The sequence below is a fragment of the Apilactobacillus apisilvae genome, assembly GCF_023380225.1.
GTDB classification, from domain to species: Bacteria; Bacillota; Bacilli; order Lactobacillales; family Lactobacillaceae; genus Apilactobacillus; species Apilactobacillus apisilvae.
The window spans coordinates 1,141,268-1,167,484 of record NZ_CP093362.1; the positions used below are offsets into that span (position 1 = coordinate 1,141,268).

The following is a 26,217-nucleotide window of genomic DNA, read 5'->3' on the forward strand; positions in this document are numbered from 1 at the left end:
AAATAAATTTATTTAAAAGAAGGCTTAAAATTATGCTTATTAGAAAATTGATCTATATTGCTTTCTTTAGCTTTATCGGTGGATCTATTAGGGGATATCTTACTTTTGTTGCTGGTAATAATCATTTTATAGCAACCATTTTTATCAATATTATTGGATCATTCTTATTAGCACTATTAACCTCAGTTGTGGTTAAATTATTAGATGCATCGGAAGATTTAGTTGATGGATTAAGTGTAGGCTTAATTGGTGGCTTTACAACATTTTCAACCTTTTCTTTTGAAAGTATTACCTTATTAATGAATCACCAAATTGGTCTAGGTATTTTATATATAATTATTAGTTTAATTGGCGGTTTGTTATTTGGTATGCTTGGAGCAAATCTAGGGAAACAATATATGGAAAAGAGGCATCAATAATGTTATATAACGTTTTAATTGTTGGTCTAGGTGCCTCAATCGGTTCACTTTTAAGATTTTTAGTTACCAAAATACTGAATGAACTTTTTCATAAAATTTCTTTACCAATTTCAACTTTGTTTATTAATGTTTCAGGGTCTTTTTTATTAGGATTAGTTAATCATCAACTACCTAAAAATATGTTTACAACGATTTTATTTATTGCAATCTTAGGTGGCTATACAACTTTTTCTACCTATATTGATGAAACTATTCAGTTGCGTAATAAAAGACAAGTTCTATCATTGATTTATTATTTATTAACGGCTATTTTAGGTGTCTTAGCTGCTTTATTGGGATATGTAATCTAAAAGAGGATTGATAGGAACTGAAGTTATAATATTGAACAGATAAATAAAAGCACTTTCGATAAAAGTATTATTTTAATTTGGTAAAATAATATAATTCGGAGGTGTTTTTTGTATGACTAATAATAAATATTCATATGAAACTAAACTAGAAGCCGTTCGGCTTCTTAATGAAGGTATTCCTGGTAGAAAGATTTGTAAAATACTTGGTTTAAAGAGTGACGGCTTAATTTATACATGGCGGAAATATGTAAGAAATGGTGATTATTATCGTTTGAATCAAAAGCCTGGCAAACAATATAAATATAATAAAGGCAATTTAGAACTACCTAGTGATGTCAGAAAAGATATGGAAATTAAACAAATGAAGGAAGAACTTGAAGTTATAAAAAAATATTTAATCATGGAAGGGCTGTGGTAAATCAAGCTACTATTAAATTAATCGATACTTTCACATCCAAAATACCTTTAGTTAGGATTTGTCAGTATCTCAATATATCTAGAAGTACCTATTACTATCATAAAACACATGCAGCTCATTTTAATTTAAGTCAGATTGAACAGGAGATTCAACAACTATGTATAAAAACAAAGTTTTTATATGGTTATCGTAAAATTCATGCACTAATTAATAAGCACTTAAAATGCAGTGTTAGTAAAGTTCAAAGAATTATGGCTAAATACAATTGGGGGTGTCGTATTAAACGTAAAAGATCTCATCGACCTGGTAATCCGTTCAAACAATTTGATAATATAATCAATCGTGATTGGAACATTAGTTTACCAAATCGTAAATTAACCACTGATATCACTTATATTCCTTGCGGAAATAAAATGTTGTACCTCTCTACAATTATGGATAGTTTTAATTCGGAAATTATTGCTCATAAAATTTCTAATCATCCAAATACCCAATTGGCATTAGATACACTAAATCAATTAGGCTATTTAAGTGGTGCTATCATTCATAGTGATCAGGGTTCTACTTATACTTCGCGTGAATTTTTTGAATTAGCACGCAAAAAAGGCGCCATCAGAAGTATGTCCCGTAAAGGGACGCCAGCTGATAACGCCATCATTGAATCATTTCACTCAAGCCTAAAGACTGAAATGATATACACACAAGCTAAACCAAAAGGTTTAGCAGATACCATTAGGTGTGTGAATAATTATATCAAATTTTGGAATAATACACGAATATTAACAAAATTAGGCAACCAATCACCTGTAGAGTACAGGAAATCAGTTGCCCAATTAAATAATTAGAAAGCTGCTTTTATTTATTTGTTCAAAATAATAGTTGCAGTTCCATAATGAAAATATCAATCCTCTTTTATTAAATATAGAGAACTTTATTTTACTACTTTCGCCCCTAAAGTATTTTTAAAATGATTTAACGCAAAATGTTGTCCTTCATCAGTCAATCCGGCAACACCACTTTCATGAACTACAATCTTATAATTAAGATTATAAGCATCAATGGCAGTGTGCAATACACAGATATCAGTACATACGCCGACTAAATGTAGAGTATCAATATGGCGTTCGCGTAATCTTAAATCTAGATCAGTTCCCGCAAAAGCACTGTATCTAGTTTTGTCATACATATAAATTTTGGCATTATCTTTGTGCTCATCATACCAATCTTGTAACTTACCATAAAACTGACGTCCCCAAGTGTTAGCTAAGTTATGGGAAGGGAAGAGTTTAGTTTCGGGATGATATGGATCATTTTTGTGATGTAAATCAGTTGGTAAAATCACCCAATCATCATTTTTAACGAAATCATCGGCTAAATTTACAATGTTTTTTTCTAAATGTTGCCCAGGTTTACCAACTGTCAGGGCACCCTTATCAGCGACAAAATCATTTGTATAATCGATTATTAATAATGCTTGTTTACTCATATAAAAACCTCACTTTAATAAAAAAGACTTTCCATAATTTTACTACTTATAGAAAGTCTTTTTAACTTAATTATTCATTTAATAACCAGAAGAAAATGATAAATATAATACATAATGCATACATAAATGCGTTAACTTCTTTGCCACGTTTAGCAGCAATCATTGCTAGTGGGTAAGTAATAAATCCTAAAGCAATTCCATCTGAAATACTGTATGAAAGAGGCATCCCCAAAACAATCAAGAATGATGGTGCAGCCAATTCAAATCTTTCCCAATGAATATCTTTAAGCGATCTTGCCATTAAAATACCAATTGTAATCAATGCTGGAGCTGTAACTTGGTCAGTGATTACACCTAACATAGGTGAGAAGAATGTACCTAGAATGAATAAAATTCCAGTAATAATTACTGTGAATCCAGAACGACCACCAACAGCAATTCCAGCGGATGATTCAACGAAAGCTCCCATAGGAGAAGTTCCTAATAATGAACCACCTAACATCGTAGTTGAATCAGCAGCTAAAGCACGACCAATTCTTGGAATCTTGTTGTCTTTGATAAAACCAGCTTGTTGAGCTAAACCAACTAAAGTTCCAGCAGTATCGAAAAATGATACTAACAAGAAAGTAAATACTACAATCCATAGTTGCAGTGTATTAATTTGTGTTACATGTGAAACACCTGCTAAGAAAACTGGTTTAATACTAGGAATACTTGAAACAATGTGACTAGGAACTGGGATTAAGCCAGTTATCATTCCAAGAATTGCAGTTGCAACCATACTAATAAAGATGGCACCAGGAACGTTGGCGCTCATCAAAACAATTACGACGATTAAACCGAAAATAGTAATCCAAGTTGTACCAGTATGGAATGAACCTAGAGTAACTAATGTACTTTTATCAGCAACAATTAATCCACCTTGATTCAAACCTAAGAAGGCAATAAATAAACCAATTCCACCAGCAATTGCACTTTTTAGATCAGTAGGAATTGCATCGATAATTTTTTCTCTTAATTTAAAAGCAGTTAAAATAATAAAAATAATAGCAGCGATAAAAGTTCCAGCTAAAGCAGTTTCCCACGGAACTTTCATTCCGATACAAACGGAATAGGCGAAGAAAGCGTTCATTCCTAAACTAGTTGATAAAGCAATCGGATAATTTGCGATAATTCCCATTAAGAAACAACCAAGGGCAGTGGCTAAAGCAGTAGAAGTAAATACCGCTCCTTTATCCATTCCGGCAGCTCCCAAAACGTTCGGATTTAAAAAGATAATATAAACCATCGAAACGAAAGTGGTAATTCCAGCTAAAGTTTCACGTTTATAATTGGTTCCTAATTCGTCAAATTTAAAAAATTTAGCGATTTGATTAACCATTATGTAATCTCTCCCTTTATAGTTCGTGTTTTTGTTTTAACGTTTATTAATTTTAGCACATTTTCATAATTTGTCCACCATTTCCGAACTATCAATTTAATTAAATAAAAAATGACATACAAATTGTATGTCATTTTTAGTGATTAATATTATAATGGTAATCGTTTTACATTGAAGTTGATTGAAATGATTTTTGTTTCATCATTATCATCAAGAATATTAAATACATCAAATTTAGCACCTAAATTACCTAGATAACCGATAAACTGTTCAATATCAGAAGGTCTGCCTCCACTACCGTTTAGTATAAAATCATTATGGTCGTTAAATGAAAATGAAATATATTCATCATTGCTTTCATCAATTGATAAAGAATTCTTTTTTCTATTAAAATAAAAATATGCAGCTTTAACTTGTTCAGCCAGATCATTAATTTTTATTTTGGTAACTGATTCCAAGATTGCGATATCTGGAATGATATTATTCATATTTGATCTCCTACAAAATACTTATCCCTTAAAAGGATTTTCTTTAAATAAATTACTGTAAAAAATAATCTTTTTAATACTTTGCTTCAATTTGTTTTCATAGAATTCTTTTGATGGAGCATCTTCTAAGAAGTTACCATTTTCATCAAAATTCTTTTGGACATTACCAATAGCGACATTTTGTGGAACGACAAATGCATTTAGTCTAGTTAAAACTTCATTTAATTCAAGTCCACCAAATTGACCACCACGAGCATTGTTAGAATAAGTCATGGTTAAGACAGCTTTGCCTGACATTTGAAATGATAAATAATCAATAGCATTTTTAATTACAGCAGGAAAAGAATGGTTGTATTCTGGAGTCAAAAAGATATAACCATCGGCATCTGCCATATCATCTAACCATTTTTGCTCATTATCTGGCAATGAGCGGTTTTTATTATTCATTGGTGGTAATGCTTCATAGAAAAATGGTAATTCATATTGGCCGATTTCAATGAAATTTAGTTGAGCATTAATTTCCTTTTCATACTCAGATTGATTGTTTTTTAAATAATTAAATAAATGTCTACCAATTGAAGATTTTCTTGAGCTTCCTAAAATAATGTTAATTTTTGTCATAATTATACCTCCGAAATTTTTTTATTTTTGTAAAAATTGACGATAGAAATAACTAATGCAAACAGTATTAAAATAGTTCCAATAATGTATACATATTGTTGTCCTACCATATAGGTTAACTTCTTATTTCCATCAAAGTTAGTTATATGTTTATTTGCTAAATTACTCATAAATATAAATAGTAACGATGTTGCCAATGCATTACCGGTTACCATCCCAATATTTCTTGATAATGAATTCATACTGCCAGCAATTCCCAATTCTTTTTGCGAAATAGAACTCATGATCATTGAATTGTTAGGAGATTGGAAAATAGAATTTCCTAATCCTAGTAGTCCAATCGCAAATAAATAAATTTTAATATTTGTACTTAGATTACTAAAAATCAAAAAGAATTGTGTGATGAAGATAACTGCTAAACCAATAATTGTTAAATTTAGTTCAACAATCTTATCTGACAGTTTTCCTGAGATTGGTGAAGTAATAATTTGAGTTAATGGTAAAAGCATCATCATTAGTCCCGCAGATCCGGCACTAAAGTTTCGGGCATTTTCTAAATAGAAAGGGGTTAGTACCATATAAAAATTATTGGTAATGAAAATAATCGTGGCAGTTAATAATCCAATCGAAAAATTTCTATTTTTAAATAATGCCAAATTAATTAACGGATTTTCTTTTTTGCGTTCTACTAATATTAAACCAACAAATAAAATAATTGATAAAAATAGAATTAAATATAAATAAATATTAGTGTAACCAATTTGTTGTCCAGCATAGATGTAAATGAATATTCCAAGAATTGATGCCATTGATAAAAAGATGCCAAAATTGTCCGACTTTGTTTTATGTTTGATTAAACTATTTGGTAACAACTTAATGGACATTATTATCATAATTACACCAATTGGAACATTAATCCAAAATATATATTGCCATGATAGATATTGTAGAATAATACCGCCAACTCCAGGGCCTGCAATCATGCCTAAAGCAACAAATGAACCAATCCAACCTAATGCTTGTCCACGTTCTTCTTTAGGAAAGACTTCAGTTATAATTCCATTATTAGTACTCATAGTCATAGCAGCACCCACAGCTTGAATTACTCTTGATACTAGTAAAAAGATAATTTGATTACTCATCCCACATAATAGTGAACCCACGGAAAAAACAATTACACCAATTTTAAAAATTTTATTTTTTCCTAATTTATCACTCAATTTGCCAAATGGTAATAACAGAATACAGATAGTTATTAGATAAGAAGAAACTATCAATTCTGAAACGCTCATATTAATTGATAATGATTTATTAATAACTGGAAGAGCAATGTTGACAACACTAGCATCCAGATCGGTCATAAACGTTACAATTCCAATACAAAATAATATCCACCATCTTTTGGAAGACATTTTTTTAGCCATATAAAACACTCCCTTTAGATATTTATTCACGTGAATATAAAAATATTGTAACACTTAATATGATATAATCAAGATATATATTCAAATGAATAAAAGAAGGGTAATTATGCAATTAGATGAAAATGTAAATAATATAATGTCTTCAATTGGTAAACTATTAAATGAAGATTCAAGAAATGATAATGAAAAAGTGTGGATGGAAAATCAGCTAAGTGCTGATGGTGATGCATATCCAATTTTAAAAAAACTAAAAACTAGTGATATTCATTTAATATCATTAATTGGCAAATATGAACCAATTTCTGTTAAAAAATTACCTAATTTATCAGGTATTTCACAACCAACGATTTCACGAACAATCAAAAGATTTGCTGAAACTAAAATAGTAGATCGATATTACAAGGCTTCTAATAATAAAGAAACTTTTGTTAATTTAACTTCTACTGGACAAAAGTTATTTGATGTTCATGATGCTTTAGAAAAGCATATTTATACAAATCTTAAGAATATAATTGATGAATATTCTGGTGATGATATTAATAAATTTGTTGAAATTTTAAGCAAAATAACTAATTCAAATATCTAAAAAAGCAAAGGCTACAAAATAACCTTTGCTTTAGAAAAATGCTTTGATAAATAGATAAATTGATAGCAGAATCGCAAAAATTCCGACACCATTTTTCATAATTTTAGTAGGGATATATCTGACAATTTTAGGGCCAATAAAGCCACCAATGAACAAGCCAATTGCTAAAATAATTATTTCATGCCAATAAATATTAGCCACCAAAATAAAAATAATTGATGCAACAAGATTAGAAGATAGCGTTGCAACGTTTCTTGTCGCATTATAAACATTATATGAACTATCGGTAATTCTGGATAAGACGGCAATCATGATAACTCCAGCGCCGGCACCAAAATAACCCACATAAATGCCCACTAGCCCTAAAATCAAGTATTCCCAAAATGTACTGTTACCTTTTTTCTTACCTTGAGCTGGTTGTCTTTTTGGTATCAAAATTGAACAAGCAGCAAAGAAAATTAAAAACGGAATAATTTTTGAAAATGCAGCATTAGAACTATGCAATAATAAAATGGAACCAACTAATCCACCAAGTGCATTTAATAAGATCACTGGGTAAATTTCATGCCAATGTCCTTTTAATTCTTTCAACGAGGATAAAGTTGAGCTAATACCGCTTGATATTAGGGCAACGGTATTGGATGCATTAGCTAATACTGGTGGAATGCCCACTGAAATTAAAGCTGGATATGATATTAATGATGCCATGCCGATAATACTGTTAATAATGCCGGAAATTATACCAATTAAAATTAAAAATATAATCGTACCCAAAGTCATAAAGACCACTTCCTAAATATTTATCTTAATATAAAAGACCAAATTCATAAGAATCTGGTCTTTTTTAGTGGTTTATAAAAAATTATAAGTTTTGAAATGCTTCATCAATTTGCTTGTAATCATCGTCACTAATAGTAGTGTTTAGTGCCTTAGCATTACTTGATACTTGTTCTGGCTTTTTAGCACCAGGAATTACAACAGTAATATCTGGGTTCTTCATGTACCATGCAAGAATTAATTCTGCCATTGTAACGTCATGTTTTTCAGCTAATGGTTTTAGGCCGTTAACAGCATCTACAATTGATTCAAAACGTGAACCTTCAAAGTCGGGATTACCATGTCTAATATCATCGTCTGGGAATGTAACTGCCTTTGAATATTTTCCAGTTAACAAACCAGATGCTAGAGGGAAGAATGGTACGAATGAAATGTTATTTTCTCTTAAGTAAGGGAACATGTCTTTTTCAGCATCACGATGCAACAAACTGTATTGATCTTCTACAACATCAACTAAGCCATCTTTGTTAGCTTCTTTAATTTGATCTAATGAGAAGTTAGAAACTCCGATAGCTTTGATCTTTCCTTCTTTTTTCATTTCATTTAATGCAGCCACTGCTTCATCTTTAGGAGTGCTGTCATCTGGGAAATGAATATAGAAAATATCAATGTAGTCAGTTTGTAGACGTTTTAGAGCATCATTAACAGCTTTTTTCAAAAATTCAGGGCTGTTATTGATGGTTACTTCATCACCGCTAGTATCTTGTGCAGCTTTATCAGCAATTACGAATTTACTACGATCATAACCTTGAATAGCTTGACCAATTAATTCTTCAGAATGCCCCATCCCATATGCAAATGCAGTATCTAATAGGGTAATTCCAGAATCCAAAGCAGTTTTAACGATTTTAATACCTGTTTCATCTTTTAAGTTTGGGAATAAGTTAATACCACCAACCGCGTTGGTACCTAAACCAAGTGCAGTTGATTCAACTGATGATTTACCAATTTTAACCATGTGAAAATTCCTCCTCTAAATTAATTAACATTATAATTATGAACTAAAAGTAAGTTATTTTAAAGTATTTAGTAATTCCTTCCAATATTAATTTTTGTTACACTTGAATTGATATAAAGTAGGGGTGATTAGATATGAAGAAAATTTTAATTTTAGGTGGTCAAAAACCAGTCGCTAAAAAAGTTATGTCATTATTTAAGAATAATCATGATTACGAACTTACACATTTAGATGATGTTCAATTTGATAATGAAGGTTCTTATGTTGATGTGGTTAAAGATGTTAATATTATTTATTCATTTTTAGGACCTACAGATGTTGATTTAGCTTTTGAAGCACTCTTTTCAGCCCTTGATGAAGCTAAGCCACCATTAAAACAGTTCGTGATGTTATCAACTGCTGGGATTGATAATGAACTAGTTGACGATGTTACATATGAAAATGTTGATAGTAAAAAAGAATATTTAAATGAACAACGCTACGCCGTGAAATTAGTTGATGAATATGAAATTCCATATACGATTTTGCGTCCGGTTAAAATGACTGATGAACAACATGGTAAATTGTCAGTTATTGATGAAGGACAAAAAATGAATTATGGTAAAGTTTCTTTTGATAACGTCGCTGATGTGGCTTACAATGTGGTTGAGAAGCAAGAATTTATCAATCAATCCATTGGATTGATTGAGGAATAATTGAGGTGGATATATTATGGCATTAGAATTAAGTAAAGAACAATTGTCACAAATTAAGCAACAATTATCAGCAACTAGGGAACAATCACATTTAGTAATTTTTAAAACTACTGATCCTCAGGGTGGCTTTATGCATATGATTACCGATTACAACACTTTTGAAAACTTGAAACAAGCTCGTTCAAATATGCAAATGGAAGTGGTTCGAGATATCATCCCAATTACTGATAGCTTAGCATATTGGGCAGTGGCTCAAGATACTGCTGGTCATATGGATCCAAAAGATCCTAATATGCAAAAAGTGGCATTAGATATTGAAGAATATACTAATGAAGTTTTAAAGGAAAATAAGTTACCTGAAAATAAATTATCAGAAGATGAATAATCTTTAATTATGGTCATGTTTTTGGAATGTTTCATGTGAAACATTTTTAAAATATGGCTTTTTTATTTTACTCAATTTTTTAAAATGGTCTGCGTATTATATAATAAGGAATATTATATCTAAAAATAAAAAGGGGTAATTTGATGACGCTGCAATTTATTTTAGGAACTGCTAGTTATGATCACGAAGCTGTTATCATTGATCAATTAAAACAATCAATTGATGACAAGCCAAATGATCAATATTTTTATTTAGTACCTAACCATATTAAGTTTGAATCTGAAGTGCAAGCTTTGAAAAAATTGAATGTTGATAATAAAAGTATTTACGCTGAAAGTAAATTTCAAACTTTTTCCATTACCCGTTTGGTTTGGTATTACATGAAGAACCATCCAGATTATCAACGGACCCGCTTAAGCGAGTCAGGGATTAACATGTTAATTTATCAAATTATTTTGGATCATCAAGATGAGTTAACTGTTTTTCGTGGTGAAAGTGGACAACCGGGTTTTATTCAAAAAATTTCACAACAAATTGCTGAAATGCAAGCTGGTCAAATTACTGCTGACGATTTAAATAATATCTATGAAAACAATGGAAACTTAAAATCCAGTTTACACGATAAGATGCATGATTTCACGATTATTTACCGTGCTTTTGAACAACAAACAGCAGGAAAATATTTGTATAAATCAGATGTATTGAACTTATTCTGTAATTACTTAATGGAAGGCAGTCTTGATTTATCAAATGCTCATTTTTATTTCAATGGCTTTAACCAGTTTACAGCGCAAGAAGGTCGATTAGTTGAAATATTAATTCAGCAGGCCAAAAGTGTCACCATTTCATTAAATTTAGATCGTAAGTATTCTAATCAATTACCTGAAAATCCTAATTTGTTCTATCAACCGGCTAAGTTATACCAACGATTTTATAATTTAGCACGTGAAAATGGTATTCATATTTTAATGGATAAAATGGCCAAACAACAACGAGTTAATAATGATTTGTTAAAGTTAGACCAATATTGGCAACAATCTACTAAGTTGGGGAAAATATATGCTGCTCAATTAGATGATAATAAGTCGATTCAAGCTTTTCGAGCTGACAACGCCTTTTCTGAAGTCGAAAATATTGCGACTAAGATTCGTCAAATGGTTGCTGAACAAGGCTATCGATATTCAGATTTCTTAGTAATGACCAGACATTTGGATCATTATCAGAATGTTTTAAAACCAATTTTTGATTTAGAAGACATCCCTTCATTTAATGATGTCAGTCGTTCGATGGAAGATCATCCGTTAGTTGAATTAATTAACTCGTTATTTAACATTGATCCCGTCAATAGTAAACGCAGCTATCAGTATGCTGATGTTATGCGATTGTTAAAGACAGAGTTGTTAATTCCTAAAGATGAAAATGGCGAATACATTTCTATTGAAGATTACCGTCGAGCAGTTGCTTTGACTGAAAATTTAGTACTTAAAAATGGTTACGAAGGTCATCGTTGGTTGCAAGAAGATGATTGGAAGTATGCTTGGCTTTCGGAAAGTGATTTTGGGGTAAAAGCAGATCGCTTTTCCGATATTGAAAAGCAGATTAATCTAATTCGTCATTTTATTAAAGATAATTTACCACCGTTTTTTAAACGGATTAAACATGCCAAAACTGGAATCCAAGCTGCTCAAGTTCTATACCAATTTCTAGTGAAAATGGGCGTTGATGACCAATTAAAAATTTGGCGTAAAACATCAATTGATGATGGAAAATTAGTCGAAGCTGCACAACCAGAACAAGTTTGGCAAACATTTTGTAATTTATTAGATGATTTTGTATCAATCTTAGGTGATCGTGAATTCAAATTAGATGACTTTTTATTGTTATTACAAAGTGGTTTTGAAGGTGCTAATTATTCTCAAATTCCTTCGACCTTAGACCAAGTTGCGATTTCTGAAAGTGGAATTGTGCAAATGAATAATCGTAAAGTTGTCTTTATGATGGGATCTACTGATGATGTGATGCCTGATAAAATTACAAATGAAGCCTTATTTAGTGATGCTGATCGCGACGACCTAGCGGATAATTTTTCTGATGGGCAATATTTGCGTGAAACGTCTGAAAAACAAATGGCTAATGATCCATTCTTGAATTATTTGGCTTTCTTAACCGGTAGTGACAAATTAATCTTTTCATATAGTTTAAAGGAAGATACTGATAGTGCCGTTAATGTTTCGCCATATGTAAATAGAATTGTGGAACATTTTAATATTCCAATGGTGCACTTAAATAGTATGCCAGCAGCTAGCGAATCTAATGTCCAATCATTTATTGGAAATAAGCGTTCAACTTTACGTCATTTAGTGCAAGCTAGTCAAAATAGTAAAGCAGTAAATGCTCAATTAGCGCCAGTATGGCACTATATTTATAATCAACTATGTAAAGATAGTGATTTAGCGGCTTTAACGAATAAATTGCTTGGTGGTTTGGAATATAATAATACACCAACCAAATTAACTGAAAATATTATTACTGGGTTATATGGTGATGAAATTCATACTTCTATTTCAAAATTGGAACAATTTTACAGTAATCCATATGAGTACTTCTTGAAGTATGGATTGAATTTAAAAGAACGCGATGTTTTTGATCTATCACCAGCTAGTACTGGTCAGTTCTATCATGAAGCATTAGATAAATTAATGCGGATTGTGAATGAAGAGCATGTGGACTTGTCTTCATTGGATAAACAAGCAATGGATGAGTTGGTAGATACAGTTACCGGTAAAATGCTGGATGATCCGAATGATATGCAATACACAATTTTGCAAAGTTCTAGTCGAATGAATTATATTAAATCGCAATTGATTAAAACAATTAAACACACGATTGAAACAATGCAAAAGCAAAGTCAATTTACACCAATGCGACCACGTAAAACTGAGATTTCATTTGGCCAAGTTGGGCATAAAAATGATCTAAAATCATTAAACTTCGATATTCCAGCAAGTGATGAAATTTCAACACCTAAGTTGATTAATGTCCGTGGTCGAATTGACCGAATTGATTATATGAATGTTGATGGTCATGATTATCTAGGGATTGTTGATTATAAGTCGAGTGAACGTAAACTAGATTTCGGTCGCGTTTATGATGGAACTTCAATGCAAATGATGACTTATATTGATGTATTAGCACATAATTTAGGAATCTTTGATGAAGAGGATAAAGCTGAACTAGCCGGAGCCGTGTATATGCATATCTTTAATCCTAAATATTCTAAGAGTGATTTACGAAAAACTTTTGCTGATGCAATGTTAAGTAAACAAAAATATCAAGGAATTTTAGTTGATAATGGAGACTTATTGAACAAGATTGATAAAAATATTGCTGATGACAAATATGGAACTTCCAAAGTATTTCCAATTCAAAAGAAAAAAGATGGTAGTTATTACAAGAGTAGTCCCATCGTCCAACCAGAAGATTTAGACTTACTATTGAAACACAATGAAGACCTAATTACTAATGCTGGTAAGAAAATCTTTTCTGGAAATATTGATATGAAACCAGCTCGTTTTGATCAAAATCAAGATGCGATGCAGTACACACCATATCGCTCAATTATGCAATTTGATCCACTGTTAAAGGAAAATAATTATCGTGATGTTGAGAATTATAATTTGAATAGCATTTTGAAAAAATTAAGGGGTGACAATCAATAATGGAATATACAAAGCCACAACATGAAGCTGTTTACGGTCATTTTGATCAAGATGTTTTAGTTTCTGCTTCAGCTGGTTCCGGGAAGACACGCGTTTTAGTCGATCGCGTAATTAATAAGTTATTAAATGATCACATTAATATTGATGAAATGTTGATTTTAACATTTACTAATGCTGCTGCTAAAGAGATGCGTGACCGGATTCAAACAGCTTTACGTGATCAGTTAAATAATGCTGATGATAATGATGTTAAAGCTTTTTTGATTAAACAATTACGTCGTTTACCAGTTTCAGATATTTCAACATTGGATGCTTTTTGTCAGAAAATTGTGCAAAATTATTACTATATTATTAACTTAGACCCTAACTTTCGTTTATTAGCTGATCAAACTGAGAGTCAAATGTTAAAAGAACAAGTTTGGGAAAATGTCCGTGAAGATTTATATGCTAATGATAAAGATGGTAGTTTTGCACAATTAACTGAAAATTTTTCTGATGATCGTTCTGATGATGGGTTAACTAATCTAGTATTTAAAACTTATGATTATGCCAATGTTAATCAAGATCCTGTTGATTGGTTAAAAAAGACGCCTGCTATTTATGATATTGACAGTGGTTCAATTACAGCTAGTGATTTTTACCAAAAGCACTTATTATCCATTATTAAAAATGAAGTTCAGCAACAAAAATTATCTTTTGCAGCTGCCAAAAACATTGCTGAGGATAATAGCTTAGGTAAGATTGTTGCAGTGGTTCAAAATGATATCGATAATATGGATAATTTAATCGAATTACTATCTAGTGCTAGCTGGGATAAACTACAAACTGCTTTCAATGATGTTAAATTTAAAACTTTTCCTAGAAAATCAAAGGATGAGGATAAAGCAACTCACGATCGAGTAAAAAATATTCGTGATGGTGCTAAAAAAGCATTTCAAAAATTACCCAATAAATATTTTGCTTTAAATGAAGCTGATAATTTAAAAATCATGACTGCTTCCAAACAATTAGTCGATAAATTAGTTCGAGTAGTATTAACTTTTAGCGATAGTTACCAACAAGCCAAGTTAAAACGCCATGCTTTAGAATTTATTGATGTTGAACATTATGCTTACGATATTTTAAGTGGACAAGATGATAAATCAAAAGGAATTCGTGAAATCCTGCAGAATCAATATAATGAGATTATGATTGATGAATACCAAGATAATAATCAACTGCAAGATGCAATTGTTAAACAAATTGCCAAAACAGATTCCAGTAACATGTTTATGGTGGGGGATGTTAAGCAATCCATTTATCGTTTCCGTCTAGCAGATCCTTCATTATTTATTCATCGAATGGAAGACCCAGCTGAAGGAACAATCGTTTTACCAGATAATTTTCGTTCGGCTAAGAATATTGATGATTTTATTAATTTAATTTTCACACAAATTATGGATAAACAAGTTGGTGAAATTGACTATACAGGTGATGCAAAGTTAAAAGCAGGTGCCAAGTATCCTGATGATTTAAAGTCTAACGTTGAAGTATTGATGTATGAGAGTACCGATGATGATCAAGAAGCGGTAGATGAACAATTCCAGATTCAAGATAGTGCACATGGACAAATTGAAATTGTTGCTCAAAAGATTGATGAAATGATTAGCAAACAAATGCCAATTTATGATCGTCGCAAACAAGTAATGCGCTCAGTGGAGTATTCAGATATTGCAATCATCTCTTCAACCAGAAATAATAATTTAGTTCTGTCTGATATTTTTGGTGGTCATAATATTCCATTAATTGTTAATGGAGCACAGAGTTACTTTAAGACAACTGAAATTCAAATTATGATGGCGTTATTAAGTATTATTGATAATCCCTATCAAGATATCCCATTGGTTGCAGTCTTACGCTCACCAATTGTTGGTTTAAATGAAAATCAATTGGCATACTTAAGAATAAATGCTAAAACTGGTGACTATTTTAATGCTGTTTTGAAATTTATGTATGACTATTCAAACATGCAACAAACAGAATTTGGTGATCAAGTTTTTGCTAAAGTGAAAACTTTTTTGGATCAATTAACTGAATTTCGTGATATTGCACAACAACATGAAATTGTGGATTTAATTTGGCACATTTATCAGAGCACTGGGTTCTTAGATTATGTTGGTGGAATGCCAGCAGGTAAGCAACGCCAAGCCAACTTGCATGCTTTATATGAACGAGCTTTCGATTATGAAAGAACGAGTTTTAAAGGTTTATTCCAATTTGTTCGTTTTGTTCGTCGGATGCAAGAGCGAAATGAAGATTTAGACGAAGCTAATGCTGATGAAAATACAAATGCAGTTTCGGTCATGACAATTCATGGAAGTAAGGGACTAGAATTCCCGGTGGTTTTCTTATTAGATGCTTCACATGGTTTCAACCAACAAGATAGTAAAAAGCCATACGTTTTAAATGATAAGTTAGGTTTAGGCATCACCTATCTTGATTCTAAATATCGAGTTAAGGAAGATACTTTACAACGCCAAGTAGTTAATCAAATGGAAAACCAAGGTTTGTTGGCTGAAGAAATGCGAAAGTTGTATGTAGCTTTAACAAGAGCGGAACAACAATTATTCATCGTGGGTGCTACTAAAAGTGGTAATGATCAGACTAAAATTATTGATAATTGGAATAAATCTGCACATGATGAGAATGTTTTATTAGATAATTCGTTGCGAAGTGGAGCTAAAAGTTATCTAGATTGGATTGGACCAGCATTAGTTCGTCATCCACGTTTCCGTAATAAATTTGGCGACGACACAATGTATCGGGGCCTTGATAATGACGAAACTAACTTTGATGTTAGTTTTTATAATCAAAATGATTTATCCAAAAATATTATCAGTGGTGATCAATCAATTAACCGTGATTGGTTAGAACATTTTGCCAAGATTGCGAAAGATAAACCAGTTCCAAAAGATATTAATGTTGATGATATTGATCAAATTATGAACTTTGTTTATCCTAATACAGTTGCAACACAAACAACTGCATATCAATCAGTTTCAGAAATTAAACGATTATTTGAAGATCCGGATAATATTACTTTAGGTAACTATGATAAAGATTGGCAAGAAAATAAACAAAGTAGTCGGTATGTAAATAGTGATTTTAATAAGCCTAAATTTATGCAATCAGTCAGCCAGCCTAGTCCAGCTGATGTTGGAACAGCCACTCATTTAATTTTACAAGAATTAGATTTGAGTCATCTTCCCCAAAATAATGAAGTTCAAACTTTGATTGAACGATTAGTGACTGATCAAGTATTAACTAAAGAAGTGGCTTCTAAAATAGATGTAGATGAAGTTATTAAATTGTTTGATACTGATTTAGGTGAAACTATTTTGGAAAACTATGATCATTTATCTCGCGAAGCATCTTTTTCAATGTTGATGGATGCTAATTTAGTTTTTAAAGGCTTTGATGAAAAAAATGACGAAAAGATTTTAATTCATGGAATTATTGATGGTTACTTAGAATTCGAAGATCATATTTTACTTTTTGATTATAAAACTGATTATATTGGTCAAAGAAATACTGAACAACAAGTAAATAAAATAATTGAAAAATATCGGGGCCAAATTAATCTATATGCGACAGCTTTAGAAAAAATTACTAATAAACCAGTTACTGATAAATATCTATATTTATTATCGATTAATAGCGCCGAAAAAATTGATTAGATTAATCTCAGAAAGATTGAATATACTTTGTGAAATTTGGTACAATGTACTTGTTTAAAGGATGTTAAGATTTTCTTAAGGAGGATGTTCTTAATGGTTCAAGTAGATGAAATGATTAATAAATTGGTAACAAAAGCAGATGCTGCTTTAAAAACAATGATGGATTTTGATCAAGCTAAAGTAAATAAAATTGTCGATGCAATGGTTCAAGCGGGATTGGAACACAGCCAAGAATTAGCTGACATGGCATATGAAGAAACTGGTCGTGGGGTTGCTCACGATAAGGCAATTAAAAATATCTTTGCGTCTGGTCAAGTTGGTCATCGCATTGAAAACCATAAAACAGTTGGCATTGTTAATAAAGATAATGAAAGAAAGACAGTTACGGTTGCTGAACCCTTAGGGATTTTAGCTGGAATTACTCCAGTTACAAATCCAACTTCAACAACTTTATTCAAAGCAATTATTGCGATGAAGACTAGAAATCCAATTATCTTTAGTTTCCACCCTCAAGCAATGAAATGTTCGTCTAAAGCTGCTCAAGTGGTTTTAGATGCTGCAATTGCTGCTGGTGCTCCTGAAGGCAGTATTCAATGGATTACTGAACCAAGTATTGAAGCTACTAATCAACTAATCAATAATGATGGGGTTGCTACGACTTTAGCCACTGGTGGTCCTGCCATGGTTAAAGCTGCATATTCTACTGGAAAGCCAGCTTTAGGTGTTGGCCCCGGTAATGGTCCATTATATATTGAAAAATCAGCTGATTTGGATTCTGCTGCTGATGATATTTTGGCATCCAAGACTTTCGATAATGGGATGATTTGTGCAACTGAAAACAGTCTAGTTATCGACAATGCTATTTATGATGACTTAAAAGGGAAGTTAACTGACAAAGGGGTTTACTTTGTTAAAGCATCTGACCAAGCTAAATTAGCCAAAACCATGTTCAACGAAAAAACTGGTGGCGTAAATGGCCCCATTGCAGGTCGTCCAGCTACTAAAATTGCTGAAATGGCTGGAATTGAAGTTCCATCTGATACTAAAGTTTTAGCTGCTGAATTAACTGGCATTGGAAAAGATCACTTATTATCAGGCGAAAAATTATCACCAGTTGTTTCAGTTTATAAAGCTACAGACCATAAAGATGCGTTCAGCATTGTTGAACAATTATTGAACTATGGTGGTCTAGGTCACACCGCTGCCATCCGTACTACTGATGATGATTTAGTAACTGAATTTGGTTTAACCATGAAAGCATGTCGGATTCTAGTTAATACACCATGTGGAATTGGTGGTGTTGGTGATATTGTTAATGGAATGGATCCATCACTTACTTTAGGAACTGGTTCATGGGGTTATAATTCAATTTCCCATAATGTAACTGATTCTGATTTATTAAATTACAAAACAATTGCTTACCCACTAGAAAATAAAAACTTTGAACAACTAGTTGCTAAGTATATGAAATAAGCTAATTAAAAAGCTCGTTAGGAAATTTATTCCTAGCGAGCTTTTTTATTATTGATTAATTTTAAACCAATTATTACTTTCGTTATTTACACTGTAAATATATGAAACTTCTGTTTTATTATTATTTGAAGGTTTGTATTTTGCATTTTTAATAATCCATGGATATGATACATCAGCCATTTTGCGCATCTTATTTGATAAATAAACGGTACTACCTTTTTTAAGGACACCATCTTTTTTATCTGATGACTTATAGTGAGGGACAACTATTTTATTTTGGTAGACAGTTGTATTTTTAGTAACGGTTACTTTACGATACTTTGCCCAGTATTTGGAACTAGCATTTGGCATCACTTTTGCTTTGGATGAGTTAATATTAGCGCTAGCAATGTTTGGACTGAATAGACCAATTCCGCTTAATAAAATTGCTGATACTAACACTGTCTTTTTAATTGATTTCATAAAATTATCTCCAGCTATTATTTTTAACTTTAACTATAGCAAGATTTAAAATTTTTACAACAAATTAAATTACTTTTTCTTTAGCTGGTGTGATAGCTTCTAATCAAATACTCAAGAGGGCCTCTTCACCTTTTCTAAAGACATCGACATATTTTCCAATATTATCTTTTCTATCGTTTAAATAATTTTTATTCTCATGACCTGATTTTTTAATTATTTCGGATAAATTTTGAGTTAGTTGATTAAGTTCGTCTTTATTTAAAATTTTGTCCAATGCAATTGAGTTTTCTTCTTCTTCAATATATTTAAATATTTTGTGTTGAATTTTTTCATCTGTGATCCAATAATCACATCTAATAATGTTATTGATGAAAATTTCTTTTTTATAATTATCTTCAGTTTTAACTTCTTTTTTTACTTTATTTTCATATTGATGCATTTTAATAATGCTATTTTTGGCATTTAATAGCACTTCTTTGATTAAACTATTAATTCAATTTATCAATGAGCTTTTTAACATTATTTTTTTATTAATCCTGCTATACTGTTCAACGTTAAAATAAAATTAACTACTGAAGGGAAGCATAATTATGACCCAAAAATATGATGTAATGTTCTTAGGTAGTGGCCATGCAACTTGGCATGGTGCTTTAAAACTAGCCAAAAAAGGTAAAAAAGTTGCCTTAATCGAAGGTGACAAGATTTTTGGAACTTGTACTAACTATGGATGTAACGCTAAATTCCTATTAGACCGTCCGGCTCACGTTCTTAACCAAGTGGAAAATAGTGTTGCTTTAAAAGGTGACGTTAAAATTGATTGGAAAGAATTAATGGATCATAAACATAAAATGTTAGATTCAGATCCTGAACACAAAGCTGTTCGTGAATCATTCCCTAAATTAGGGGTTGATATCATTGATGGTTGGGGATCAATTGAAGATGCTCATCATATTAAAGTTGGCGATGATAGTTATGAAACTGACTATATTGTGATTGGAACTGGTTTACATCCATCAAAATTAGACATTAAAGGTAAAGAATACTTAAAAGAAAGTCGTGATTTCTTAAGTATGCCTGAAATGCCAAAACACATTACATTTATTGGAACTGGAATTATTACTTATGAATTTGCTGATTTAGCACATGCTGCTGGTGCAGAAGTTGAAGTAATTGGTCATTCTGATAAACCATTACGTAACTTTGACCCAGAATATGTAGCAAAACTTACTAAGCAAATGCAAAATAAAGGCATCAAATTTGATTTTAACCAAAATGTTGAATCTGTCGATAAGACTGCTGATGGTTTTGTTCTAAAAACTAAAGAAGGCTTAGAAGTTAATACTGATTATGTGCTAGATGCAACTGGTCGTGTTGCTAATTATGAAGGCTTAGGTTTAGATAAATTAGGGATTGAAGCTAGTCCTAAAGGAATTAAGGTTAATGATCATTTGAGAACTAGTGTTGATAATATCTTTGTTAGTGGTGATGCAATTGCTAAGGCACAACCTAAGTTAACACCTACTGCTACTTATGAATCTAATTATATTGCTAAAGATATTTTAAATGATGATAATCCAGCAATTAAGTATCCACCAATTGCTGAAGCTTTATTCTCATTACCACGTTTAGCTCAAGTTGGTGTAAAACCTAAAGATGTTAAAGATAACGATGATTACGAAATTAAAAATCTTAAGTATGGAATGTTAGTCTTTGAACCATTAGATGATAATACTTCTGAAGCTAAGGTTGTTTTGAATAAGGAAAATCAAATTGTTGGAGCAACAATTTTTGGTGCTCAATCCGTTCAAATCGCGAATGCGTTATCAATTATTATTAATAACAAGATGACCCCAGAAGAAGTTGATGATTCAGCAATCATGGCTTTCCCAGATGAAGTTTATGGTTTAATTCAATTACTTACAGGTGGAATTCCAGGTTAATATAAAACAAAAAATAGTGATGATAAATTCATCACTATTTTTTTACATAATTATTTAATTTGTGTTTTTCTAAGCCCATCAAGTAATTCACTATAGGTAACGCTATTTGGTAATTTAACAAAATCATTGTAATTAAATTGGACTTTATCACCCACTAGATGTTCATAATCTTTTAAGTCCAAGATTAAATCTGCTTTTTCCATTTCTTCTAATTTTTTATCTTGTTCAGGATGCTTTTTAGCAAATGCAATATATTCTTTCTTGCCACTATTTAATAAGTTGAAATCTCGAGCTGCCATCATGTGTGCATCTAAAAGAATACTGCATAGTAATAGTCCATCTTGAGTAGGATTATTTCTGTGACCTTCTTTGATTAATTTGATAATGCTACTTCTTGAAGCTTTTTTATCAGGGACTTGGATCGCAATTTCTGAAATTATACTGATTAATCCATCCAATTTATTGTTGGCTTTATCGATGTACTTATCGACATTAGGTTGGTCACTAGTTACAACATAATCTAAGAAATCTTGGACACGATAATTAAGCTCTTTATAAGTTACCGGATTAGGAAGACCATTTTTAATTAAACTATCAATAGTAAATTGCACACTAATTCCGCCATCTTTGTTAGGACTTTTGGTCATGTTACCGAATTTGTCTAAATCAATTAGTTCTTTGCTATCTTTTAAATTATCTAAATCATTTGTAAAATCTTTTGGTAATTTTAAAGATTTATTATTTTGAAGTGATAATAATTTATTTGCCATTTCACCGACAGAAATTAGATGAAATTGGTCTTTAATTTTAGAATATTCACTTGATAATAGATTATCTTTAGGAATGTTAATTCTTAAATCGTTAATAATATATTCCTTGATACTTTGCATGCTAACAGCTTTGTCTGGATATGTCTTTGCTATTTTTGATACTAAAGCCAAAATATTATAATTAAACAAATCAATCCACTCCTTTTAAATATATTAATTATTCACTTACATTGTAGTTCAAGTTATTTTTAATCGATAATTATTTGTTCCTTGCAAAAAAATTTTTTATTCTTTATAATTACTTCTTGCTAATGCACTTACTGTAAGTGTAAATTTTATTAGGAGACGAAATATAATGTTTATTTAATGAAAGAGAGAATATCAAGAAGCGTATTATTAGCAATTGTTGCCGTAGGAGTTATGACTTTTAGTGGGGTGACCGTTGAAACCTCGATGAACATAACTTTTCCTACTTTAATTTCCGAGTTCCATATTGGTCTGAATGTTGTTCAATGGATCACGACCATTTATTTATTGGTGTTATCGAGTGTAATACCACTATCTAAATTTTTGAAGAGTCGTTTTAAGACCAGTCATTTATTTATTTTTTCCAATGTATTATTCATAATTGGATTACTTGTCGATGCCTTTGCACCAAGCTTTGTTTTTATCCTGTTAGGTCGGGTGATTCAAGGTGTTGGAACGGGAATTGCATTACCACTGATGTTTAATATTATTTTGGAAAATGTCCCTAAAAGTCGTTTAGGATTCATGATGGGATTTGGTTCCCTGATTACTGCTGCTGCTTCGGCAGTAGGTCCGACCTTTGGAGGAATTATTGTTAATACGCTTGGTTGGCGTTATATTTTTATAATTTTAATTCCAGTTTTAGTTATGTCTTTAATATTGGGGATTATTGCAGTACCTAAGTTAGTTCAGAATGAGTTAAGTAATGATAAATTTGATATTGTCAGTTTTATCTTAATTGTTTTAACCTTTGCCGGACTAATTGTTGGTATCAGTAATATTAGTAGTAGGCCATTATTAGATTTTTATGTACTACTACCAATATTGATTGGAATTATTGCTTTAACTGTATTTGTTAAAATGCAGAATCGTAAACAAAATCCAATTCTTCGAATGAATATTTTGAAGAATGGATCTTATTCTAAATATGTAGTTGCGTTTTTCATTAACCAACTAATTATTTTGGGACTATCATTTGTAGTTCCTAACTATGTTCAAATTATTAATCATAGTAGTTCCAGTATTGCTGGACTGATTTTATTACCAGGTGCTGTGATGGGGGCGATTATTTCTCCATTCTCAGGAAGCCTTTTAGATCGTTTTGGTGCCAAGAAACCAATTCTATCAGGAGTTGCTGCGATTATTGTTTCTTTAGTTTACCTAACTATCAATTCATATAGTTTAACTGATATTATATTAACAGTTTTTTATACCGTTATTATGATTGGGATTGGTTTATCATATGGTAATATCATGACTAAAGGACTTGATTATCTATCACCTGAGATTAAAGCCGATGGAAATGCCATTTTAACGACAGTTCAACAATTTGCTGGAGCAATTGGAACAGTGATTGTATCCACAATTGTTACTAAAGTTACTGCTGTAAATCCAGCTAATCCAATTATGGGTTACACTTTTGCGCTAGTCTTTCTAGCCGTAATTAGTGTGATTGAATTTGTTGTGGTATTTTCCACAAAAGAATCTAAATAGTAAAAAAAGGAGAACACTTTTTAGTGTTCTCCTTTTTTAGTAACTACTTGTGATGGACCATTCTTTTGTATAGATTACGCTAAAATAGCTGATCTTTATATTTAGTTCTTTTAATTTGTAATTCATAAAAACATTTGTTATATTATGTTTATAGATTATAATGATTATAAAATAAAAACAATTATAAAAAGACTTGAAGGGTAGGTTATAAGTTTATGAAAGTTATTGTTTTAGGTTCCTCACATGGTGGTTATGAAGCGGTACGTCAAATTTTATTGGATAAACCAGATACTGAAATTCAATGGTATGAAAAAGGTGATTTCATTTCTTTTCTATCTTGTGGGATGCAATTATATCTTGAAGGAGTAGTTAAACACGTTAATGATGTTAGCTATGCGAAGCCAGATCAAATGCATAAAGAAGGCGTTGATGTTTTTGTACAACAAGAAATTAATTCAATTGATCCTGCAAATCACTCTGTTCATGTCTTAAATCACAATGATGGTTCTGAACGTGATGAACATTATGACAAGTTAATTATTAGTCCCGGTGCTAATCCAGCAACTCTTGGTGTTAAGGGTGAAGACTTACAAAACATTTATAAAATGCGTGGTCGTGACTGGGCAATTAAATTAAAAGAAAAAACTGTTGATCATAATGTAAAAAATGTCGCAGTTATTGGTTCAGGTTATATTGGGATTGAAGCTGCAGAAGTATTTGCTAAAGCAGGAATGCACGTTTCAATTGTTGAACATAACGAACGCTTATTGGGTGCATATTTAGATAAAGAATTTACTGATACTTTAACCAATGTCATGAAAGACCATAATGTCGACTTTTATGGAAACCAAGGTGTTACAGAATATCGTGGTGAAGATGGTAAAGTTAATACAGTTGTCACTGCGAAAGGCAATGAAATTCCAGCTGATTTAGTGATTGAAGCTGCTGGGATTCGTCCTAATACAGAATGGCTAAATGACGTAATTGATTTAGATGACCATGGTTTCATCAAAAATAATGAATATATGCAAACCAGCGAACCTGATATTTATGCAATTGGAGATGCAACTCTAGTTCCATTTGCCCCAACTGGTGAAAAAGCAGTTATTGCGTTAGCAACTAACGCTCGTCGTGAAGGTCGTACAGCTGCAATGAATGCACTAGGTCAAGAACATAAGATGGTTCCAGTTTCTGGATCCAGCGCATTATCTGTCTTTGATTACAAGTTTGCTTCTACTGGAATTAAAGAAGGCACTGCATCACGTTTTGATGTTAAAACACAATCAACAACAGTAACTGATACTTTTAGACCTGCATTTGTCCCAGACGATGCTGGTAATGCGAAAGTATTATTCAAATTAACTTATAACCCTGATACTCATGAAATCTTGGGTGGTCAAGTCATGTCTAAACAAGATGCTACTCAAAACATGAATACTATTTCATTGGCAATTCAAGCTCACATGAAAGTTGAAGACCTAGCTTATGCTGATTTCTTCTTCCAACCAGGCTTTGATCGTCCATGGAATATTATGAATGTGGCTGCCCAACAAGCATTAAAAGATTTAAAATAATATGTTATTATACTTTTATAGAGAATTTGGTAATTAATTTAAATTTTTAAAGACGCTCATTTTCTGAGCGTCTTTTTTACATAATAATTTTTCTATAAGGGAGTTTTAAAAATTGTGCGATAAAATAGATCTAATTAATTGGCAACCCGATAGCAATCATCAAGCTAAAATTATCGATCAGGTTGTCGAATCTACTTTAATTGATAATGTTAATTCATTTAATAAGTTTTCTCAAAATGAAAATATAAACTTAATTAAGTTATTGCTATTTGCGTATTATAAAGATATATTTAGCAGTCGCCAAATTAATGAATTAGTGAAGGAAGATTTACCATCTCTTTGGCTAACGCATGGATGGATTCCTTCGTATAAAACAATTTGTTATTTTCGAACTTTGGATGAGACCGATGATTTAATCAACCAGTGTATGAAGTCTTTGGATATAAATTTATATAGTAATCATTTTTTGAAAGTTACAGTGGTTAATGATAATAAATGTATAATTACTAAGCACAAGTATTCATTTGTTTGGCGTGGAAAAATGATTTATTTTGATAAGTTAAATTTTCAAGAGATAATTAGTTTACTTCACGATTTAAATGATGCTAAATATAATAATTTGATTCCTAAAAATTCAGAAGTATTTTCAGATAATCTAGATGAAATTATTATTCATTTAGAAAATTGTTTAGATGACATAAAAAAATCTTCCGAAAAATTTAGATGATGTAAATTGTAAAATTAAAATAATAATTTAATAAAAAATAAAATTCTA

23 protein-coding genes and 1 pseudogene are annotated in these 26,217 nt (G+C 31.3%); 14 read left to right on the forward strand and 10 right to left on the reverse strand.

The window, feature by feature from the left end; genetic code table 11:
- Positions 1 to 32: 32 nt before the first annotated feature.
- From MOO46_RS05845 to MOO46_RS05860, 4 genes are all read left to right on the forward strand, one after another.
- On the forward strand, positions 33 to 419 hold the full coding sequence (locus MOO46_RS05845; RefSeq protein WP_249510750.1) for a fluoride efflux transporter FluC: 387 nt from the start codon (positions 33 to 35) through the stop codon (positions 417 to 419).
- Complete coding sequence (locus tag MOO46_RS05850) at positions 419 to 769, forward strand: fluoride efflux transporter FluC (RefSeq protein ID WP_249510751.1); 351 nt, start codon at positions 419 to 421, stop codon at positions 767 to 769. Before MOO46_RS05845 ends, MOO46_RS05850 begins: the two co-directional genes overlap by 1 nt.
- Positions 770 to 881: 112 nt before the next feature.
- Positions 882 to 1,187: a transposase gene (locus MOO46_RS05855; RefSeq protein WP_249510625.1), complete on the forward strand. Its 306-nt coding sequence runs from the start codon at positions 882 to 884 to the stop codon at positions 1,185 to 1,187.
- Entirely contained in the window at positions 1,181 to 2,032 is an 852-nt protein-coding gene (locus MOO46_RS05860; protein ID WP_249510752.1) for an IS3 family transposase, read from the forward strand. Before MOO46_RS05855 ends, MOO46_RS05860 begins: the two co-directional genes overlap by 7 nt.
- 86 nt (positions 2,033 to 2,118) lie before the next feature.
- Here the strand turns inward: MOO46_RS05860 and MOO46_RS05865 are convergent, their stop codons facing one another.
- From MOO46_RS05865 to MOO46_RS05885, 5 genes are all read right to left on the reverse strand, one after another.
- On the reverse strand, positions 2,119 to 2,673 hold the full coding sequence (locus MOO46_RS05865) for a cysteine hydrolase family protein (RefSeq protein WP_249510753.1): 555 nt from the start codon (positions 2,671 to 2,673) through the stop codon (positions 2,119 to 2,121).
- Between the two features lie 70 nt (positions 2,674 to 2,743).
- A complete protein-coding gene (locus tag MOO46_RS05870) occupies positions 2,744 to 4,054 on the reverse strand; it encodes an NCS2 family permease (RefSeq protein ID WP_249510754.1) in 1,311 nt (436 codons plus the stop codon).
- Between the two features lie 149 nt (positions 4,055 to 4,203).
- On the reverse strand, positions 4,204 to 4,542 hold the full coding sequence (locus MOO46_RS05875; RefSeq protein ID WP_249510755.1) for a hypothetical protein: 339 nt from the start codon (positions 4,540 to 4,542) through the stop codon (positions 4,204 to 4,206).
- Between the two features lie 21 nt (positions 4,543 to 4,563).
- Entirely contained in the window at positions 4,564 to 5,163 is a 600-nt protein-coding gene (locus MOO46_RS05880; RefSeq protein ID WP_249510756.1) for an NADPH-dependent FMN reductase, read from the reverse strand.
- A gap of 2 nt (positions 5,164 to 5,165) precedes the next feature.
- Complete coding sequence (locus MOO46_RS05885; protein ID WP_249510757.1) at positions 5,166 to 6,587, reverse strand: MFS transporter; 1,422 nt, start codon at positions 6,585 to 6,587, stop codon at positions 5,166 to 5,168.
- A 106-nt stretch (positions 6,588 to 6,693) separates the two neighbouring features.
- Here MOO46_RS05885 and MOO46_RS05890 point away from each other — a divergent pair, with 106 nt between their 5' ends.
- Positions 6,694 to 7,173, forward strand: coding sequence for a MarR family transcriptional regulator (locus MOO46_RS05890; RefSeq protein WP_249510758.1), 480 nt, complete (start codon positions 6,694 to 6,696; stop codon positions 7,171 to 7,173).
- Positions 7,174 to 7,203: 30 nt separating this feature from the next.
- Here the strand turns inward: MOO46_RS05890 and MOO46_RS05895 are convergent, their stop codons facing one another.
- Both MOO46_RS05895 and MOO46_RS05900 read right to left on the reverse strand, forming a co-directional pair.
- The gene (locus tag MOO46_RS05895) at positions 7,204 to 7,953 is read right to left on the reverse strand and encodes a sulfite exporter TauE/SafE family protein (RefSeq protein WP_249510759.1); all 750 of its coding nucleotides are present in this window, start codon (positions 7,951 to 7,953) and stop codon (positions 7,204 to 7,206) included.
- A gap of 82 nt (positions 7,954 to 8,035) precedes the next feature.
- Positions 8,036 to 8,968: an aldo/keto reductase gene (locus tag MOO46_RS05900; RefSeq protein WP_249510760.1), complete on the reverse strand. Its 933-nt coding sequence runs from the start codon at positions 8,966 to 8,968 to the stop codon at positions 8,036 to 8,038.
- Positions 8,969 to 9,102: 134 nt separating this feature from the next.
- Between MOO46_RS05900 and MOO46_RS05905 the strand changes: the two genes are divergently transcribed.
- From MOO46_RS05905 to MOO46_RS05925, 5 genes and pseudogenes are all read left to right on the forward strand, one after another.
- Positions 9,103 to 9,663, forward strand: coding sequence for an NAD(P)-binding oxidoreductase (locus tag MOO46_RS05905; protein ID WP_249510761.1), 561 nt, complete (start codon positions 9,103 to 9,105; stop codon positions 9,661 to 9,663).
- 16 nt (positions 9,664 to 9,679) lie between these two features.
- Entirely contained in the window at positions 9,680 to 10,048 is a 369-nt protein-coding gene (locus MOO46_RS05910) for a hypothetical protein (protein ID WP_249510762.1), read from the forward strand.
- A gap of 143 nt (positions 10,049 to 10,191) precedes the next feature.
- The gene (locus MOO46_RS05915; protein ID WP_249510763.1) at positions 10,192 to 13,767 is read left to right on the forward strand and encodes a PD-(D/E)XK nuclease family protein; all 3,576 of its coding nucleotides are present in this window, start codon (positions 10,192 to 10,194) and stop codon (positions 13,765 to 13,767) included.
- On the forward strand, positions 13,767 to 17,483 hold the full coding sequence (gene addA, locus MOO46_RS05920; protein WP_249510764.1) for a helicase-exonuclease AddAB subunit AddA: 3,717 nt from the start codon (positions 13,767 to 13,769) through the stop codon (positions 17,481 to 17,483). The genes MOO46_RS05915 and addA overlap by 1 nt, the downstream gene beginning before the upstream one ends.
- An 84-nt stretch (positions 17,484 to 17,567) precedes the next feature.
- A pseudogene (locus MOO46_RS05925) lies at positions 17,568 to 18,953 on the forward strand (aldehyde dehydrogenase family protein); the annotation flags it as partial.
- A 51-nt stretch (positions 18,954 to 19,004) separates the two neighbouring features.
- Here MOO46_RS05925 and MOO46_RS05930 read toward each other — a convergent pair.
- Both MOO46_RS05930 and MOO46_RS05935 read right to left on the reverse strand, forming a co-directional pair.
- Entirely contained in the window at positions 19,005 to 19,418 is a 414-nt protein-coding gene (locus MOO46_RS05930; protein ID WP_249510765.1) for a hypothetical protein, read from the reverse strand.
- 103 nt (positions 19,419 to 19,521) lie between these two features.
- Positions 19,522 to 19,857 carry a hypothetical protein gene (locus tag MOO46_RS05935; protein ID WP_249510766.1) on the reverse strand — a complete coding sequence of 112 codons (336 nt, stop codon included), beginning with the start codon at positions 19,855 to 19,857 and terminating at the stop codon, positions 19,522 to 19,524.
- Between the two features lie 151 nt (positions 19,858 to 20,008).
- Here MOO46_RS05935 and MOO46_RS05940 point away from each other — a divergent pair, with 151 nt between their 5' ends.
- Positions 20,009 to 21,358 (forward strand): dihydrolipoyl dehydrogenase family protein, encoded by a 1,350-nt coding sequence (locus MOO46_RS05940; protein WP_249510767.1) that lies wholly within the window; start codon positions 20,009 to 20,011, stop codon positions 21,356 to 21,358.
- 50 nt (positions 21,359 to 21,408) lie between these two features.
- Here MOO46_RS05940 and MOO46_RS05945 read toward each other — a convergent pair whose 3' ends face one another.
- The gene (locus MOO46_RS05945; RefSeq protein WP_249510768.1) at positions 21,409 to 22,317 is read right to left on the reverse strand and encodes a hypothetical protein; all 909 of its coding nucleotides are present in this window, start codon (positions 22,315 to 22,317) and stop codon (positions 21,409 to 21,411) included.
- Positions 22,318 to 22,494: 177 nt separating this feature from the next.
- Between MOO46_RS05945 and MOO46_RS05950 the strand changes: the two genes are divergently transcribed.
- The 3 genes from MOO46_RS05950 to MOO46_RS05960 all read left to right on the forward strand — a co-directional run bounded on the left by MOO46_RS05950 (position 22,495) and on the right by MOO46_RS05960 (position 26,169).
- On the forward strand, positions 22,495 to 23,868 hold the full coding sequence (locus MOO46_RS05950; RefSeq protein ID WP_249510769.1) for an MFS transporter: 1,374 nt from the start codon (positions 22,495 to 22,497) through the stop codon (positions 23,866 to 23,868).
- A gap of 215 nt (positions 23,869 to 24,083) precedes the next feature.
- Positions 24,084 to 25,442, forward strand: coding sequence for an FAD-dependent oxidoreductase (locus MOO46_RS05955; protein ID WP_249510770.1), 1,359 nt, complete (start codon positions 24,084 to 24,086; stop codon positions 25,440 to 25,442).
- A gap of 112 nt (positions 25,443 to 25,554) precedes the next feature.
- Positions 25,555 to 26,169, forward strand: a complete 615-nt coding sequence (locus MOO46_RS05960) for a transposase (RefSeq protein WP_249510771.1) — start codon at positions 25,555 to 25,557, stop codon at positions 26,167 to 26,169.
- Positions 26,170 to 26,217 lie beyond the last annotated feature (48 nt).

Bases quoted from the DNA above. Each gene is read 5' to 3' on its own strand.
- MOO46_RS05905 (WP_249510761.1), top strand. From the start codon at position 9,103: ATGAAGAAAATTTTAATTTTAGGTGGTCAAAAACCAGTCGCTAAAAAA.
- MOO46_RS05895 (WP_249510759.1), bottom strand. From the start codon at position 7,953: ATGACTTTGGGTACGATTATATTTTTAATTTTAATTGGTATAATTTCC.
- MOO46_RS05915 (WP_249510763.1), top strand. From the start codon at position 10,192: ATGACGCTGCAATTTATTTTAGGAACTGCTAGTTATGATCACGAAGCT.
- MOO46_RS05900 (WP_249510760.1), bottom strand. From the start codon at position 8,968: ATGGTTAAAATTGGTAAATCATCAGTTGAATCAACTGCACTTGGTTTA.
- MOO46_RS05850 (WP_249510751.1), top strand. From the start codon at position 419: ATGTTATATAACGTTTTAATTGTTGGTCTAGGTGCCTCAATCGGTTCA.
- MOO46_RS05855 (WP_249510625.1), top strand. From the start codon at position 882: ATGACTAATAATAAATATTCATATGAAACTAAACTAGAAGCCGTTCGG.
- MOO46_RS05940 (WP_249510767.1), top strand. From the start codon at position 20,009: ATGACCCAAAAATATGATGTAATGTTCTTAGGTAGTGGCCATGCAACT.
- MOO46_RS05930 (WP_249510765.1), bottom strand. From the start codon at position 19,418: ATGAAATCAATTAAAAAGACAGTGTTAGTATCAGCAATTTTATTAAGC.
- MOO46_RS05950 (WP_249510769.1), top strand. From the start codon at position 22,495: ATGAAAGAGAGAATATCAAGAAGCGTATTATTAGCAATTGTTGCCGTA.
- addA (WP_249510764.1), top strand. From the start codon at position 13,767: ATGGAATATACAAAGCCACAACATGAAGCTGTTTACGGTCATTTTGAT.
- MOO46_RS05870 (WP_249510754.1), bottom strand. From the start codon at position 4,054: ATGGTTAATCAAATCGCTAAATTTTTTAAATTTGACGAATTAGGAACC.
- MOO46_RS05910 (WP_249510762.1), top strand. From the start codon at position 9,680: ATGGCATTAGAATTAAGTAAAGAACAATTGTCACAAATTAAGCAACAA.
- MOO46_RS05865 (WP_249510753.1), bottom strand. From the start codon at position 2,673: ATGAGTAAACAAGCATTATTAATAATCGATTATACAAATGATTTTGTC.
- MOO46_RS05880 (WP_249510756.1), bottom strand. From the start codon at position 5,163: ATGACAAAAATTAACATTATTTTAGGAAGCTCAAGAAAATCTTCAATT.
- MOO46_RS05890 (WP_249510758.1), top strand. From the start codon at position 6,694: ATGCAATTAGATGAAAATGTAAATAATATAATGTCTTCAATTGGTAAA.
- MOO46_RS05935 (WP_249510766.1), bottom strand. From the start codon at position 19,857: ATGCATCAATATGAAAATAAAGTAAAAAAAGAAGTTAAAACTGAAGAT.
- MOO46_RS05885 (WP_249510757.1), bottom strand. From the start codon at position 6,587: ATGGCTAAAAAAATGTCTTCCAAAAGATGGTGGATATTATTTTGTATT.
- MOO46_RS05875 (WP_249510755.1), bottom strand. From the start codon at position 4,542: ATGAATAATATCATTCCAGATATCGCAATCTTGGAATCAGTTACCAAA.
- MOO46_RS05955 (WP_249510770.1), top strand. From the start codon at position 24,084: ATGAAAGTTATTGTTTTAGGTTCCTCACATGGTGGTTATGAAGCGGTA.
- MOO46_RS05845 (WP_249510750.1), top strand. From the start codon at position 33: ATGCTTATTAGAAAATTGATCTATATTGCTTTCTTTAGCTTTATCGGT.